The sequence below is a fragment of the Shimia sp. CNT1-13L.2 genome, from assembly GCF_024331145.1.
In the GTDB taxonomy this organism is placed as follows: domain Bacteria; phylum Pseudomonadota; class Alphaproteobacteria; order Rhodobacterales; family Rhodobacteraceae; genus Shimia.
The window spans coordinates 452,942-467,756 of the sequence record NZ_JANDJO010000003.1; the positions used below are offsets into that span (position 1 = coordinate 452,942).

Consider the following 14,815-nt stretch of genomic DNA (forward strand, 5'->3'; position numbering starts at 1 on the left):
CTGCACAGGTTATTCTCCGGCGAGTTTCCGCGCGACGGCCGGGGCAAAATAGGTCAGGATGCCATCGCAGCCAGCCCGCTTGAAGCCCAGCAGACTTTCGACCATGGCCTTGTCACCGTCAATCCAGCCGTTCTGGGCGGCCCCCATGATCATCGCGTATTCGCCCGACACCTGATAGGCAAAGGTTGGCACGCCGAATTCATCCTTCACGCGGCGGCAAATATCGAGATAGGGCATACCCGGTTTGACCATGACCATATCCGCCCCCTCATCAAGATCGCGGCAGACAAGGCGCAGGGCTTCGTCAGTGTTGCCCGGATCCATTTGGTAGGTCTTCTTGTCGCCCTTAAGGGCGCCGGATGCGCCAACCGCGTCGCGGAAGGGGCCATAAAAGGCGCTGGCGTATTTCGCGGCATAAGACAGGATCATCACGCGCGAATGGCCGTGCGCCTCAAGCGCAGTGCGGATGGCACCAATACGGCCGTCCATCATGTCGGAGGGACCAATGATATCGGCACCCGCTTCGGCCTGCGCCAGGGCCATTTTCACAAGCGCTTCAACGGTTTCGTCGTTGATGATTTCACCGTCGCGCACATAGCCGTCGTGGCCGTTGATGTTGTAGGGGTCCAAAGCCACGTCTGTCATGATCGCGATTTCCGGCACCGCTTCCTTGACCGCGCGGATGGCGCGGTTCGACAGGTTGTCGGGGTTCCACGCCTCGGCGCAGTCCTCGGTTTTGAGCGAAGGGTCTGTATAGGGAAACAGGCAGATCGCGGGGATGCCAAGATCGGCCGCTTCCCGCGCGGCTTCGACGATCTTGTCGACAGAGCGGCGCACGACGCCGGGCATCGAGGGGATGGGCTCTTCCACACCTTCGCCGTCACGCACGAAGACCGGCCAGATCAGATCGTCAACCGTCAGCGTGTGTTCGCGGACAAGGCCCCGGATCGCATTGGATTGACGAGTGCGGCGCAGGCGGGCGGTCGGAAAGGCGGCTGGCGAGTGGCTCATGGTGTCCTCATTTGTCTTCCTACCCGAGTGCCACGGTTTTTCGTCTATCTCAAGGCTAGGAATTGCCGCGGCAGCGGGTTATGTGGGGGATCAACACGAGGGCAGCAGAATTGAACTGGCACCAAACCGTCTTTGAACTCATCGATATGCGCAGTTTCTCGAACCTCTGGTTCTGGATTGCGTTGGCTGTCATGTGGTCCTCAGCGAGCCACTGGGTGCTTGGCGTGCCCTATGACATGGTGCTGCGGGCCAAGCGCGTTGGCGGCCAGTCGGAAGTGGATCTCGAAGATCTCGTGCGCATCAATACCAACCGAATTCTCTATATCGGCCGGGTGTCCGGGCTCTGGCTTCTGAGCTTTGGCTGTTTCGTCCTCGCGATCCTTGCGGTGGTCGGTTTCGGGTTCGGGATCGAGTTCGCGCAGGCCGTGTTCCTGTTGATGTTCCCGATGTCTCTTGTTGGTCTGATGAGCCTGTCGACGGCGACCAAGATCCAGGACGAAGAGGCCAGTGGCGCGCTTTTGTACAAACGTCTCAACCGCCATAGGATTTTCGTGCAAATCATTGGTATGATTTCGATTTTCATCACCTCGATCTGGGGGATGTACCAGAACTTCTCCTCGTCTCCGCTGGGTTGAGGATTACAGGATGGCTGGACAGAACCACATCACCATAGGCGGTGCGCCCGAAGGGTTTGACGCGCAATTGATCCTCAAGGAAGTGGCCAAGACCGGTGGTCCCGTCTGCCACGTTGCGCGGGATGACAAACGGCTTGCGGCACTGCAATCGGCGCTGGCGTTCTTTCAGCCTGACATGCCGGTGATCACCTTTCCGGGCTGGGATTGCCTGCCCTATGACCGGGTCTCGCCCAACGCCGACATTTCCGCGACCCGCATGGCGACGTTGGCGGGGCTTGTGCACGGCATGCCCAAGCAGTTCGTGCTGCTGACCACGCTCAATGCAGCGACGCAGCGGGTGCCGGCACGTGAGGTGCTGCGCGAGGCGGCCTTCAAGGCGCAGGTGAACTACCAGATTGACGAGGGCGCGTTGCGTGCCTTTCTCGTGCGCATGGGCTTTACTCAGGCGCCGACGGTGATGGAGCCGGGTGACTATGCGATCCGGGGGGGCATCATCGACATCTTCCCGCCGGGTGACAGCGGCCCTGTGCGGCTTGACCTGTTTGGTGATGTTCTTGACGGTGCGCGGCGGTTTGATCCGGTGAGCCAGCGGACGACGGAGAAGCTCGACATGGTCGAGCTGGCCCCGGTCTCCGAGGTCATTCTCGACGAGGCGGCGATCACGCGGTTCCGTCAGAACTATCGTATCGAATTTGGCGCTGCGGGGACGGATGATCCGCTTTACGAGGCTATCAGCGCGGGCAAGAAACACCAGGGTGTCGAACATTGGCTGCCGTTCTTTCACGAACGTCTTGAAACCCTGTTCGATTACCTTCCTGATGCGACGATTTCCCTTGATGATCAGGTGGATGCGGTGCGTCTTGCACGTTGGGACACGGTTCAGGACCAATACGAAACCCGCCATCACGCGCTGCAAAAGAAAAGCCGGATCGACACGGTTTACAAACCGGTGCCTCCGGCGCTGCTCTATATGGATGATGCCGCGTGGGACGCGGCTGTTGGGGCGCGTCGTGTTCTCAAGTTCAAGCCGTTGCAACAGGCATCGGGACCGGGGGCGATTGATGCGGGTGGTCGGATCGGGCGCAACTTTTCACCTGAGCGCCAGCAGGAAAACCTGAGCCTTTTCGGTGCCTTGGCCGATCATATCAAAGCCAAGATGCAAGACGGCCCAGTGCTTGTGGCCTCCTATTCCGAAGGGGCACGAGAGCGCCTGAGCGGGCTGATTGAGGACGAGGGGCTGGCCGAGGCGATTCCGGTCACGGATGCGACGCGGATCAGCAAGACGGGGTTGTATCTTGCCGTATGGGCCCTGGAACACGGGTTCGAAGCCCCGGGGATGACCGTGATTTCGGAACAGGATGTCCTGGGGGATCGCCTGATCCGTGCACCGCGCAAGAAGCGGCGGGCCGAGAACTTTTTGACGGAAACCCAATCGCTTTCGCCGGGCGATCTGGTGGTGCACGTCGATCACGGGATCGGGCGTTATCACGGGTTGGAAGTGATCACGGCGGCCGGTGCAGCGCATGAGTGTCTGAGTCTCGAATATGCCGAGAATTCAAAGCTCTACCTGCCGGTTGAGAACATTGAACTGCTGTCGAAATACGGCCACGACGAAGGGCTTTTGGATCGCCTTGGTGGTGGCGCGTGGCAGGCCAAGAAAGCCAAGCTCAAGGAACGTATCCGCGAGATGGCGGACAAGCTGATCCGCGTGGCGGCAGAGCGTGCGTTGCGCAAGGCGCCGGTTCTTGAGGCACAGCACCATGCCTGGGAAGAGTTTTCCGCGCGCTTCCCCTATCAGGAGACGGACGACCAGTTGCGCGCCATTGGCGACGTGGTTGGCGATCTGGGGGCCGGATTGCCGATGGATCGCCTTGTCTGTGGCGACGTGGGGTTCGGCAAGACCGAGGTGGCGATGCGGGCGGCCTTTGTGGCGGCCATGTCGGGGATGCAGGTTGCGGTGATTGCGCCGACCACGCTGCTGGCACGGCAACACTACAAGAGCTTTGCCGACCGGTTCCGTGGGTTCCCCCTTGAGGTGCGCGGCCTGTCGCGGTTTGTCAGCAACAAGGAAGCCGAGAAAACCCGCGAGGGCCTGTCGCGGGGGACGGTGGATATCGTGATCGGTACCCACGCTCTTTTGGCAAAAGGCGTGAGTTTTAAGAACCTTGGCCTTCTGATCATCGACGAGGAACAGCATTTCGGCGTGGCGCACAAGGAGCGCCTCAAGCAGATGCGGTCAGACGTTCATGTGCTGACCCTGACGGCGACGCCGATTCCGCGTACCCTGCAGCTAAGCCTGTCGGGCGTGCGCGATCTGTCGATCATTGGCACACCGCCGGTGGATCGCCTTGCCATTCGCACCTATGTCAGCGAATTCGATGCGGTGACCATACGCGAGGCCCTGTTAAGGGAACATTACCGCGGCGGTCAGAGCTTCTATGTGGTGCCACGGATCAGTGATTTGCCCGACATCGAAGCCTTTCTTCGGGAACAGGTGCCGGAAATCAGTTTTATCACCGCGCACGGCCAGATGGCGGCTGGTGAGCTGGATGATCGCATGAATGCCTTTTACGACGGCAAATACGACGTTCTGCTGGCGACAACGATTGTGGAATCCGGTCTGGATATTCCGACAGCCAACACGATGGTCGTGCATCGTGCCGACATGTTCGGCCTATCGCAACTCTATCAGATCCGGGGGCGCGTGGGCCGCTCGAAGACCCGCGCCTATGCCTATCTGACCACCAAGCCGCGTATGAAGCTGACGCCGGCGGCCGAAAAGCGGCTGCGGGTTCTGGGCTCTCTGGATACGCTTGGAGCCGGATTTACCCTTGCCTCCCAAGACCTTGATATCCGCGGGGCAGGGAACCTCCTGGGCGAGGAACAGTCGGGCCAGATGCGGGATGTGGGCTATGAGCTTTACCAGTCGATGCTGGAAGAGGCGATTGCCAAGATCAAGGCCGGAGAGATGGAAGGCCTGACCGACACGGATGACCAGTGGGCGCCGCAGATCAATCTGGGCGTGCCGGTGCTGATCCCCGAAGACTATGTGCCTGATCTGGATGTGCGTCTGGGTCTTTACCGCCGCCTGAGCGGGTTGCACAGCAAGGTGGAGCTTGAAGGCTTTGCTGCGGAACTGATTGACCGGTTCGGGAAATTGCCGAGGGAAGTCAATACGTTGCTACTTGTTGTTCGCATCAAGGACATGTGCAAGCGGGCCGGGATTTCCAAGCTGGATGGCGGGCCGAAGGGCGCGACGATCCAGTTCCACAACGACAAGTTTGCCTCGCCTCAGGGCCTTGTGGAGTTCATCCAGGATCAGCGCGGGCTGGCCAAGGTGAAGGACAACAAGATCGTTGTGCGTCGGGACTGGAAGAAGGAAAGCGACAAGATCAAAGGGGCCTTTGCCATTGCCCGCGATCTTGCCGAGAAGGTCATCGCAGAAAAGAAACGCGCCCGGGCGAAGGCCAAGGGTTAACCGCGAAACCCACGTCGGTGCAACGTCGGTATTACGTCGGTATTGCGGAGGTGCAGCCGCGGTATCCGGCGATCCGTTACCGCGGCGGTCGGTGGTAAACAGGTGGTTCAGGCGGCGAGCTGTTCGAGGCGGCGCATCTTGAGCATCAGAGCGTAGCCGACGACCGAACTGATCCCGATGCCGATCGCCAGCGGCAGCGGCGTGCCATCAAAGGCGAGGCCGATCGGTACGGCGATCATCGTTCCAAGAACCGTGGCAATCGCGCCCATGACGCTTGCTGCGGTGCCGGCCATGTGGCCGAGAGGTTCCATCGCCAGCGCGTTGAGATTGCCCAGCGTCATGCCGACCTGGAAAAAGACGCTGGTCTGCCACAGCACGAAGGCCAGGAACAACGGCAGGCTGGGGGGCAGGATCAGGCAGAGGACGAGCATGGTGGCGGAACAGAGGACTTGTGCGCCAAGCGCTACGGTCACGAGGAAGCGCATGCCGACACGCACCACCAGCCAGGCGTTCAGCAGGCTGGCGCTGCCCGAGACCAGTGCGATGCCGCCGAACCAGAGGGGAAATTCGTCGTTTTGCCCGAAGGTGGTGTCGAAGATCGGCTGAACCGAAGAGATCATCGCGAAGAGGACGCCGAAGCAGAGCGACTGTACAAGGATCGAGGTGCGGACAGAAGGAATGGCCCACATTTCCTTCATGCCGCTGATCAGCAGCGACAGGCGGAAGGGGCGGCGATCTTCCTGGGCCAGAGGTTCGGGAATGCGCAGCGCGAACCAGAGGCCGGTCAGGATCGAGAACAGCATGAAGGCCACGAAGACACCGCGCCAGCTTGAGTAGGCGATGATGATGGCGCCAAGAGAGGGGGCAATGGCGGGCACCAGCGTGAAGATCATCATGGCCAGCGAGACAATGCGCGCCATTTCGCGGCCCGAGAACAGATCGCGGATGATCGCCAGCGTCACGATGCGCGGGCCTGCGGCACCGATGCCCTGAAAGAGGCGTGCCGCGAGGACCAGTTCGAGGGATTGCGACAGCCAGCCTATGAAGGCGCAGACAGTGTAGAGGACCGCGCCGCCAAGAAGCACCGGCTTGCGCCCGAAGGCGTCCGATAGGGGGCCTGTGAAGAAGGTGCCGATCCCCATGCCCAGAACGAAGCTGGTGAGGATCAGCTGCGCGCGATTGAGATTGTCGGGGCTGAGCTCCTGGCCGATCTCCGGCAAGGCGGGCAGCATCGCGTCAATTGAAAAGGCGATGGTTGCAAACATCATGGCGCAAAGCGCCACGAACTCGGTTCGGGATATCGGCAGGGATGACATGGGGTGCTCGCAAAATACTACCCGTCGGCGCTAACATATTGTCAAAACACACGCCAGAGGCGACGTTGCGCAGGTTGGTGTGCGATTTTGCAGAGATCAGGTCTCGGTTTTTGCAGGGTCGGGCGCGTCGTCGAGGTTGTCGGCCTGTGGCTCAGGCGCGTGTTTGTGATGGCCAATGCGCGCGATCAGCCATTCTGAATGGGCGGCGTGGCGCTCGGCTGTCATTTTGCCGAACTGCTGGATCACGAAGGCGAAGATCCCGAGACCCATGATAATGAAGACGGTTGCGCCGATCTTGCCAACGGTTGTGACCGGGACAAGAGAGCCGTAGCCGACCGTCGACAGGGTTACGACAGAAAAGAAATAGGCATCCACCCAGCTCCAGCCTTCGACGTAGTGAAAGAAGACGGTGCCCGATCCGATGGTCGGGGCAATCAGGAGAAGGAGATAGATGATCCGTTCCTTTGGCGTCATTCGGCGGCGTCCTGTTCCATCAGTTCGTTGATGACCTTGACCCAGAGGTCAGCAGGCTGTGCGCCGGGGACGGCGTGGCGGTTGTCGACGATGAAGGTCGGCACCGAGTTCACCCCCATCTGGCGGCTGTGGGCATCGCGCTGGCGGATCATGTCGGCGTCGGCATCCGACTTGAGCAGTTTGGCAACCACGGCCGCATCCATGCCGATACCGTCGGCCAGATCGCACAGCACCTCGTCGTCGCCAATGTCGCGACCTTCCTTGAAATAGGCGTCGAACAGGGCGTTGACCATCTCGTCCTGTTTCTGCTCGATCCCGGCCCAGTGGATCAGGCGGTGGGCGTTGACCGTGTTCGGGGTGCGCTGAATGGCACCGAAATCAAGGTCGAGACCTTCTTCGCGGGCGTGCTGGTCGATCTCGGAATAGACTTTGACCGCGCGCTCCTTGCCGCCGAATTTGGTTTCGAGATAGGTGCGGCGGTCCATCCCGTCCTGCGGCATGTCGGGGTTCAGCTGGAATGGATGCCATTCGATCACGAAGGGGTGGTTGGGAATTTCTGCAAGCGCCTTTTCGAGACGCGTCTTGCCGATCAGGCACCAGGGGCAAATCGGATCAGAGAGAATGTCTAGCTTAATCATGTATTTGCCTCGAAGTTTTCACGTAGTGCCCGGCGGCTGAGCTTGCCATTTGGATTGGTAGGTAGCGCGTCCAGACGCTGGAACAACCGGGGGTGTTTGTAGCGGGCCAGATTGGATTGCGCAAATGCCTGAAGTGCGGCGTCATCCAGCGGCGCATCAGAGGTATAGAAGGCGGCGATGACGCGGGTGTCGGCCTTGACCTCGACATCGGTGACGCCAACGGTCCCGATGCCGGGAAAGCGCGAGAGCGCGGCTTCGACTTCGAGCGGAGAGACACGAAAGCCACCGGCGTTCATCATGTCGTCATCGCGACCCGAATAGGTGATGTAGAAGTCTTCGTCCATCACGCCCTGATCGCCGGTCAGGAACCAGTCGCCCATGAAACGCGCCTGGGTGTCTGCCTCGGCCCTGTAGTAGCCCAGCATCAGACCGGGATCGCGGCGGTCGACGGCGATGGTGCCCTCGGTGCCAAGCGGAACGGGGCCGGTTTCGTCCACGATGGCGATACGACGCCCGGGTTGCGGGCGACCAAGCGTGCCGGGATGGGCGGGCGAGGAGGGGCTGGCCGAGATGAAGGTTGAACATTCTGACATGCCATAGGCTTCGTAAAGTGCGGTGCCCGTGGCCTCGAACCAATCTTCGCGGATGGTCTCGGAGAGCTTTTCACCTGCGGTCAGGCCATGGCGGAGATCGGGCAGGTGGATGTCGGGATGGTCGCTTAGCAACTTGCGGTAGACGCCGGGGGCGGCGGCAAAGATCGTCGCCTTGTGGCTTTTGAGAAGCCTGGGTAGCGCCATCAGGTCAACGCCTTTGGCCGGGATCAGGGCGGTGGCCCCCACGGACCACGGGTCCATCAGACCTGTGCCAAGGGTGAAAGTCCAGTTGAAGGCACCGGCGTGCATCAGCCGGTCATCGCGGTGCAGGCCGTACCAGCCCTCGTGCATCATCTGGCGCGCCCAGATCGCGCGGTGGGCGTGGCAAACCGCCCGAGGCACGCCCGAGGTGCCGGAGGTGTAGATGATATAGCCAAGCCGCTCGGGATCGCCCATGTGGAAGGCGGCGGGCGGCAGGATGCGCATCTCTTCCAGCGCCTCAAGCGTCAGCTGGGGAATGCCGGGGGTGTCGGGACAGGCGATGTCGGGATCACGCAGGATGGCGGCCGGCGAAAGCTCGGCAACCATCTTGGCGACTTCGGGGTCTGTCAGCTGTGAAGAGGTGGGCACGGGCACAAGGCCAACTGCGATACAGGCGAGATAGGCAATCGGGAACTCGACCGTATTGCCAAGGCGCATGAGGACGATCTGGCCGGGCGCAAGGCCTTGTTGCAAGAGCCCCGTGCCGGTGCCGAGGATTGCCGCCTTCATCGCGCTGTAGGTCCAGTCTTCGGACCCATCCAGCGACATCACCACAAGCGCGACCTTGTCGGACAGGGCGTCGGCATGGGCCAGCACATGGGCCGCCATGTTGAAGGGCGTGGGGGCGGGCGTCGGGGCGCCTTGATCGAACAGAGACAGCATGGGTTCTTGGTAGGCGTCGGTTTGGGGAGTTGCAAGGGGAGGTTAGGGCGGTTTAGAAGGGCCAGCATGACAGATAAAGACCCGAAATCCCTGATCAAGGTGGCCCGTGAGAACGGGCAGGCGGACCATGTTGAACCTCTGGACCTTGGGGTTCGGGTGCGAGAGTTGCGCAAGGCGCGCAGCTGGACGCTCGAGCAGGCGGCAAAACAGGCCGGTCTGGCGCGATCCACATTGTCGAAGATCGAGAACGGCCAGATGTCACCGACCTATGACGCGTTGAAAAAACTGGCCGAGGGGCTGGAGATTTCCGTGCCGCAGTTGTTCACGCCGCCGCAGAAAAGCCAGGTGAACGGCCGCATGTCGGTGGTGAAGTCGGGCGAGGGCGTGCATCAGGCAACCGTGACCTATGAGCACGAGTTGCTTGCAGAGACGCTGACCAAGAAGTCGATGCTGCCTTATCGCGCGCGGGTGCGTGCGCGTTCGATCGAGGAATTCGACGGTTGGGTCCGCCATGACGGCGAAGAATTTCTCTATGTGCTGACGGGTGTTGTGAAGCTCTATACCGAGTTCTACGAGCCGGTAGAGATGCGCCGCGGTGACAGCGCCTATTACGATGCCTCGATGGGGCATAACGTGATTTCGGTGTCGGATGAGGACGCCACGATCCTGTGGGTGACGTCCCTGACGGGCTGATCAGGTCTGCTTGCGGCGCAGCAACGTTGTCACGATGCCGGGCAGGAAGGCATAGGCCATCACGGCCAGTGAAAACAGGATCATGCCGATACCGATCCATTTCAGTTGATCGATTTGGGCCTGTTTTTCCTGCTTGCTGGCAAAGGTGCGCGTGTTGGTCGAGGCCACAGTCGCGCTGGTATAGGTGATGCCCGAGAGCTTGTCAGCGGAGGCGTCTGTCACTAGAACCGCTGGTTCCACTGCTGCGGCCGAGGCGCGCATGACGGTTGCCGAAGCGCATCTGACATAGGCGACGGGTTCGGCGGATTTCTCGCCTCGGGCCACGCGCGCCAGTTCGTTCCAGTCGATATGGGAGAAATCGCCTTTTTCGTTTTTCTGAACACCCTGGCCGTTTTCTGTCCAGCCGGTGGGGCATGTGTCGGTGCGTGCGGCATCTGCCTGTACCGCGAGACCGAAAATAAGCGGAAGGGATAAGAATGCGGCCTTAAATTTGGTCAAGGTCTGCCTCCTTGGGTGGGTTGCCTCAAAGGTTTGTTTTTTCATTTCTTTTTACGCTACACTTAAAAGTTGTGGCGGGCGATACGTTTGATCAGTTTTAGTTGAGTGTTGCAGAATTGCACAACTTGAAGTGGTTTACGCTAAGGTCAAGTCAGTCAAAGCGTGCAGATTGTTCGGCCAGATGGCGGCGCCGTATTTCTGCATTGCGCATTTCCTTCAGCTTGTTCAGGCGCGCTTCGATGACTTCACGGCGTAGTTTCGCGCGGCCCTTTTTGACAGGCCGCCAACTGTCGAAACGCACATCAACGGTTGAGAGGGAGAGCATCGTGTCCTGCTCTTTCTTGCCCAGTTTTTCGACAAAGAAGATGGTGACATGGGGATCATCCACCGAGTCCACGAAGACGGCTTTTGTCCGGTCGCCGATCGTGATGTCGAATTCGTAGAAATGGTCTTCGCCGAGCAATTTTTTCAGCGCGGCCATCGTGTGCGGATCTTTGGGCAGAAAGCGAAGGCCGTATTTTCCCAGGACGGTGATCTGGCCCGGAAACTCGGTGCGACCGGTAAACAGCATGACCGGGATTCGGCAGGTTTTGCGCCGGCGCAGGATACCAAGGATGATGCCCGGCAAGTAGCGGGCGAGGACAAACACGCTTACGAAACTCAGAAGCGAGAGGGCAAGGATCAGGAGCTTTTCCAGAAGCTCGGAGTCGATGGTTGGCTTTTCCTCTTTTGCGGAAACTTTTGATCCTGCCACTTTGGGCGCGCGCCCGGATTCCGTGCCTGCGATACTCTTGCTGCTTGCGTCTGCGCCGCGCGCGGTTGTGGGGTGGACCGTCGCAATGCCGGTTTCCACGACTTGCATGCCTTCAGGCGGCGACAATTCGCCCTTGGGCAATGCGTCGGTTTCTCTTTCATCGAGCGCGCAACCTTCGGTTCTAATCGTCGTGGTTTCAGGATGATTTTTCTTGTCGCTGGGTGGTTCCCCGCGTGCAAGTCGCGCCAGTTCTGCCCAGTCGATCTGCTCCAGCTTTTCGTCTTCTGATTGTGGGGCTGTTACCGTGCGTTCAATGACGGTCTTGCTGTCACCGCAGTCGTTGATCTGTGCCACAGTGGGTGAAGACAGAAGGGGCACGCCCAGAACTGCGAGCGTGGTGATCCTGAGAGAAGATGCGAAGCGGGGTGAACAGGGGCTTTTTGAGGGGGGCTCGGTGCTTGAGGTGTTAAGTTCTATCGTATTGAAATTAGGTGTCTTTGAGCGAAAACGCGTTCGTACGCCATAAGCCCGCGATTGGGTGGCCAAAGGATCAGTCGGTTTCGAATTTGAAGTGCGACTCTGCCTGATGTCTTTGCTCAATTGCCTCTCCGGATAAAAACTTACCTCACAAACCGTTTGTACTCGGCATATTTATTCTTGTTTTGATATGTATACGCCTAAAAGTTGTGCGAAAAAAGTATTATGTTGAGTCACCTTTTGGCGTCAGCCTTTCGGCGACGCCGTGTCGGAGATAAATTGCGCGATGGGGTTTGTCAGAGCTTGGCGAGCGAGGTTTCGAGGTCGCCGTAACCAGTAAAGCGGCGCTCGAAGGCAAGGCCTAGGCGCTCGGCGCAGTCCTGGGCTTTCTCGGTCAGGGCGGGATCGTCGATCTGGGCCTGGTACACCAGTTTGGAATAGTTGCCGAAGTACATGTCGCGCAACTGGGGATGACGGTCGAGGCCCATGGGTTTCCAGACGAAGGCATCGAACTGGCGCACAAGGAAATCGGTCAGGTAGAAGGCGTCGAACTCGGTTTCCGAGACCTTTGCGAATGTGTCGTTGCCTTCAAAGAAGCTGTAGCAGTGCGGCCCCTGAACCATTTCCACGCCAAGGTCGGCGCAGGTCTGTTCGAGCAAGCCGCCGGTGCCGCAGTCAGCGTAAACCACGAAGATCTGGTCATAGGTGTCGCGATGCTTGGTTACGGCTTCGCGGACCGCTTCGGGGATTTTTTCAGGGTGAATGTGGTAGATGGCGGGCAGGCAGGTCAGGACCATGTGATCCCAGCCATTGGCCTTTTGCAGGGCGAGGATTTCGCGGGCCAGGGCACCACAGGCAATAAGCAGGATGCGGCCGGTCTGGGCGGTGGCAGTCATGCCGTCGCTGGTCAGGGTCTCGTCGCTGGGTAGGGCCATTTTGTTCGCCTTCCTGAAACAGATACGGCCCGCCCGGGGAGTGGGACGGGCCGTTTTTCAAAACGCCTGAATTGAGGAGGAGGATCAGGCGTTCATCGAGTTGTGTTTGCGGCTGACCATTTCCTTGGCCATTTCAACCGCAACAGCCGCGTCACGGCAGTAGCCGTCTGCGCCGATTGCCTTGCCGAACTCTTCGTTCAGGGGCGCGCCGCCGACCAGAACGATATAGTCTTCACGTACGCCTTGCTCGACCATGGTGTCGATCACGACCTTCATGTAGGGCATGGTGGTGGTCAGCAGGGCCGACATGCCGAGGATGTCCGGCTGTTCGTTTTCCAGTGCTTCCATGTAGTTCTCGACCGGGTTGTTGATGCCCATGTCGACAACTTCAAAGCCTGCGCCTTCCATCATCATCGCAACGAGGTTCTTGCCGATATCGTGGATGTCGCCTTTAACGGTGCCGATGACCATTTTGCCAACGCGCGGTGCGCCGGTTTCAGCCAGCAGCGGCTTGAGGATCGCCATGCCGCCCTTCATTGCGTTTGCCGCAAGAAGAACTTCGGGCACGAAGAGAATGCCGTCACGGAAGTCGGCACCAACGATGGTCATGCCGCCAACCAGGGCTTTGGTCAGGATGTCGTAGGGCTGCCAATCGCGCTCGAGGAGGATGTTAACGCCTTCTTCGATCTCTTCCTTGAGACCGTCGTAAAGGTCGTCGAACATCTGTTGTACCAGTTCCTCGTCGTCCAGTTCAGACAGGATGATATCGTCTTCTTCCGACATGGGCTTTCCTTATGGCTTGCCGGCGCGCGGCCTGTTTCGTTGTTTGATTCAGAATTCGTCTTTTTCTGCCGCCGCGACTGTCAAAATTGCGACATGGCTGACGCTGGGACCGACTTATAGCGATGAAACAGACGGTTGGGTGTGAAAGATTCTCATGCTCATCTTGGGGTTAATTGCATAAGTTCCCTATTTGTTCTATTTTGCTGGTATGGAACGGCGACATTCTCAGACGATTGATCCGGATCGGCGGCGTGGGCGGGGCGCGGTGAGCAATCACAGCGGCCGGTTTGACCTCGCCCGAGTCGAGGAAAACGACGGCTGGGAGATCGCTGAGGAGCGCTCCGGATTTCGCACCGAGCTGACGCTTGAGGCCGCGCGCAGCATGATCACGCGCAATACCTCGCCCGACATTCCGTTTGATCGCTCGATCAATCCTTATCGGGGCTGCGAACATGGCTGTGTCTATTGTTTTGCGCGTCCCACCCATGCCTATCTGGGGCTGTCACCGGGGTTGGAGTTTGAAACGAAGCTGGTGGGGCGCCCCAATGCGGCTGAGGTTCTTGAACGCGAGTTGCGGCGCAAGAATTACCGGGTGGATACGCTAGCGGTGGGCACCAATACCGATCCCTATCAGCCGGTTGAAAGAGAGCAGGGTATCTGGCGCGCCTGTCTGAAGGTTCTGCGAGATTTCAAGCATCCATTGGGGATCGTGACCAAGGGGACGCTGATTGAACGTGACATCGACATCCTGTCGGAGATGGCGCGCGACGGGCTGGTGCATGTCGGGATTTCGGTCACGACGCTTGATCCACAGGTCGCGCGGGCGATTGAACCGCGTGTGCCGTCGCCCGCACGCCGCCTGAAAACCATCGAAGCTCTGAGTGCGGCCGGTATTCCGGTGCGGGCGATGATGGCGCCGGTGGTGCCGTCGATCACCGATCACGAGATTGAGGCGGTTCTGGCTGCGGGGCGCGCGGCGGGGGCGGAGGCGGCCAGCTGGATCATGCTGCGGCTGCCGCGAGAAGTGTCGGAGCTGTTCCAGGAATGGCTGAGTGAACATTTCCCTGATCGCGCGGCACGGGTGATGGCACGGGTGCGGGAAATGCACGACGGTGCGGACTATTCGTCGGAATGGGGCAAGAGAATGCGCGGCGAGGGACATTATGCCCAGATGATCGCCGCACGGTTCGATGTGGCCCTGAAACGGCAGGGATTGCACAAACACCTGCCTTCGTTGCGGCGGGATCTGTTTTGCCCGCCGCTGGCGAAGGGGGATCAGCTGGCCTTGTTCTAGGCGTGGCGCTCAGGAGGCTTGTTTCATCTCGTTCAGGGCGTCGCGGACGCAGCGCGCCTTGGCGACAGCCATCTCGGCGAGGCTTTCATCATCGGTGCAGGCGGCGATTTTCGTATCGAACTCCGCACGGGCCTTTTCAAGAGCGTCACGTTCGCTCGGCAGCACTTCGAAAGCGTATTCCAGCGGGGCATCGGGGGCGAGCAGACCTTCTTCACGAAGGCGGGCCTCGGCGATGTCGCGGGCCGCGTGGGTCATCTTTTCGAACAGAATGCTCATGGGTGTCTCCTTTGAGGGACAGTCGAGTTATGGTCC

At 59.7% G+C, this 14,815-nt stretch carries 14 protein-coding genes; 4 read left to right on the top strand and 10 right to left on the bottom strand.

Features of this window, described 5'->3' with window-relative positions; all coding sequences use genetic code 11:
• Positions 1–9 precede the first annotated feature (9 nt).
• On the bottom strand, positions 10–1,011 hold the full coding sequence (gene hemB / locus NNA36_RS09030; protein ID WP_255106526.1) for a porphobilinogen synthase: 1,002 nt from the start codon (positions 1,009–1,011) through the stop codon (positions 10–12).
• 110 nt (positions 1,012–1,121) lie between these two features.
• Between hemB and NNA36_RS09035 the strand changes: the two genes are divergently transcribed.
• A complete protein-coding gene (locus tag NNA36_RS09035) occupies positions 1,122–1,646 on the top strand; it encodes a component of SufBCD complex (RefSeq protein ID WP_255106528.1) in 525 nt (174 codons plus the stop codon).
• Positions 1,647–1,656: 10 nt separating this feature from the next.
• Positions 1,657–5,124 carry a transcription-repair coupling factor gene (gene mfd, locus NNA36_RS09040; RefSeq protein WP_255106531.1) on the top strand — a complete coding sequence of 1,156 codons (3,468 nt, stop codon included), beginning with the start codon at positions 1,657–1,659 and terminating at the stop codon, positions 5,122–5,124.
• Positions 5,125–5,231: 107 nt separating this feature from the next.
• Here the strand turns inward: mfd and NNA36_RS09045 are convergent, their stop codons facing one another.
• The 4 genes from NNA36_RS09045 to NNA36_RS09060 form a co-directional block, all read right to left on the bottom strand.
• Positions 5,232–6,440 (bottom strand): multidrug effflux MFS transporter, encoded by a 1,209-nt coding sequence (locus tag NNA36_RS09045; RefSeq protein WP_255106534.1) that lies wholly within the window; start codon positions 6,438–6,440, stop codon positions 5,232–5,234.
• A 96-nt stretch (positions 6,441–6,536) separates the two neighbouring features.
• Positions 6,537–6,914 (bottom strand): potassium channel family protein, encoded by a 378-nt coding sequence (locus tag NNA36_RS09050; RefSeq protein WP_255106536.1) that lies wholly within the window; start codon positions 6,912–6,914, stop codon positions 6,537–6,539.
• A complete protein-coding gene (locus NNA36_RS09055) occupies positions 6,911–7,552 on the bottom strand; it encodes a DsbA family protein (RefSeq protein ID WP_255106540.1) in 642 nt (213 codons plus the stop codon). Before NNA36_RS09055 ends, NNA36_RS09050 begins: the two co-directional genes overlap by 4 nt.
• Positions 7,549–9,069: a class I adenylate-forming enzyme family protein gene (locus NNA36_RS09060; protein ID WP_255106542.1), complete on the bottom strand. Its 1,521-nt coding sequence runs from the start codon at positions 9,067–9,069 to the stop codon at positions 7,549–7,551. Before NNA36_RS09060 ends, NNA36_RS09055 begins: the two co-directional genes overlap by 4 nt.
• A gap of 66 nt (positions 9,070–9,135) precedes the next feature.
• Here NNA36_RS09060 and NNA36_RS09065 point away from each other — a divergent pair, with 66 nt between their 5' ends.
• Positions 9,136–9,762 carry a helix-turn-helix domain-containing protein gene (locus NNA36_RS09065; protein WP_255106545.1) on the top strand — a complete coding sequence of 209 codons (627 nt, stop codon included), beginning with the start codon at positions 9,136–9,138 and terminating at the stop codon, positions 9,760–9,762.
• Here the strand turns inward: NNA36_RS09065 and NNA36_RS09070 are convergent, their stop codons facing one another.
• The 4 genes from NNA36_RS09070 to NNA36_RS09085 all read right to left on the bottom strand — a co-directional run bounded on the left by NNA36_RS09070 (position 9,763) and on the right by NNA36_RS09085 (position 13,209).
• Positions 9,763–10,260, bottom strand: a complete 498-nt coding sequence (locus NNA36_RS09070) for a hypothetical protein (RefSeq protein ID WP_255106548.1) — start codon at positions 10,258–10,260, stop codon at positions 9,763–9,765. It lies immediately after the preceding gene.
• A 151-nt stretch (positions 10,261–10,411) separates the two neighbouring features.
• On the bottom strand, positions 10,412–11,614 hold the full coding sequence (locus NNA36_RS09075; RefSeq protein WP_255106551.1) for a hypothetical protein: 1,203 nt from the start codon (positions 11,612–11,614) through the stop codon (positions 10,412–10,414).
• A gap of 173 nt (positions 11,615–11,787) precedes the next feature.
• Positions 11,788–12,426, bottom strand: a complete 639-nt coding sequence (locus tag NNA36_RS09080) for a DUF1638 domain-containing protein (protein WP_255106553.1) — start codon at positions 12,424–12,426, stop codon at positions 11,788–11,790.
• A gap of 84 nt (positions 12,427–12,510) precedes the next feature.
• The gene (locus tag NNA36_RS09085; RefSeq protein ID WP_255106555.1) at positions 12,511–13,209 is read right to left on the bottom strand and encodes a B12-binding domain-containing protein; all 699 of its coding nucleotides are present in this window, start codon (positions 13,207–13,209) and stop codon (positions 12,511–12,513) included.
• Positions 13,210–13,417: 208 nt separating this feature from the next.
• On the opposite strand from NNA36_RS09085, the gene NNA36_RS09090 reads away from it, so the two are divergent.
• Entirely contained in the window at positions 13,418–14,503 is a 1,086-nt protein-coding gene (locus tag NNA36_RS09090; RefSeq protein WP_255106838.1) for a PA0069 family radical SAM protein, read from the top strand.
• 9 nt (positions 14,504–14,512) lie between these two features.
• Here the strand turns inward: NNA36_RS09090 and NNA36_RS09095 are convergent, their stop codons facing one another.
• Positions 14,513–14,779 carry a hypothetical protein gene (locus NNA36_RS09095; RefSeq protein ID WP_255106558.1) on the bottom strand — a complete coding sequence of 89 codons (267 nt, stop codon included), beginning with the start codon at positions 14,777–14,779 and terminating at the stop codon, positions 14,513–14,515.
• Between the last annotated feature and the right edge of the window lie 36 nt (positions 14,780–14,815).

Excerpts from the sequence above, each read along its gene's own strand:
- NNA36_RS09055 (WP_255106540.1), bottom strand. The coding sequence starts at position 7,552 with ATGATTAAGCTAGACATTCTCTCTGATCCGATTTGCCCCTGGTGCCTG.
- NNA36_RS09085 (WP_255106555.1), bottom strand. The coding sequence starts at position 13,209 with ATGTCGGAAGAAGACGATATCATCCTGTCTGAACTGGACGACGAGGAA.
- NNA36_RS09050 (WP_255106536.1), bottom strand. The coding sequence starts at position 6,914 with ATGACGCCAAAGGAACGGATCATCTATCTCCTTCTCCTGATTGCCCCG.
- NNA36_RS09080 (WP_255106553.1), bottom strand. The coding sequence starts at position 12,426 with ATGGCCCTACCCAGCGACGAGACCCTGACCAGCGACGGCATGACTGCC.
- NNA36_RS09065 (WP_255106545.1), top strand. The coding sequence starts at position 9,136 with ATGACAGATAAAGACCCGAAATCCCTGATCAAGGTGGCCCGTGAGAAC.
- NNA36_RS09090 (WP_255106838.1), top strand. The coding sequence starts at position 13,418 with ATGGAACGGCGACATTCTCAGACGATTGATCCGGATCGGCGGCGTGGG.
- NNA36_RS09095 (WP_255106558.1), bottom strand. The coding sequence starts at position 14,779 with ATGAGCATTCTGTTCGAAAAGATGACCCACGCGGCCCGCGACATCGCC.
- NNA36_RS09045 (WP_255106534.1), bottom strand. The coding sequence starts at position 6,440 with ATGTCATCCCTGCCGATATCCCGAACCGAGTTCGTGGCGCTTTGCGCC.
- NNA36_RS09060 (WP_255106542.1), bottom strand. The coding sequence starts at position 9,069 with ATGCTGTCTCTGTTCGATCAAGGCGCCCCGACGCCCGCCCCCACGCCC.
- hemB (WP_255106526.1), bottom strand. The coding sequence starts at position 1,011 with ATGAGCCACTCGCCAGCCGCCTTTCCGACCGCCCGCCTGCGCCGCACT.
- mfd (WP_255106531.1), top strand. The coding sequence starts at position 1,657 with ATGGCTGGACAGAACCACATCACCATAGGCGGTGCGCCCGAAGGGTTT.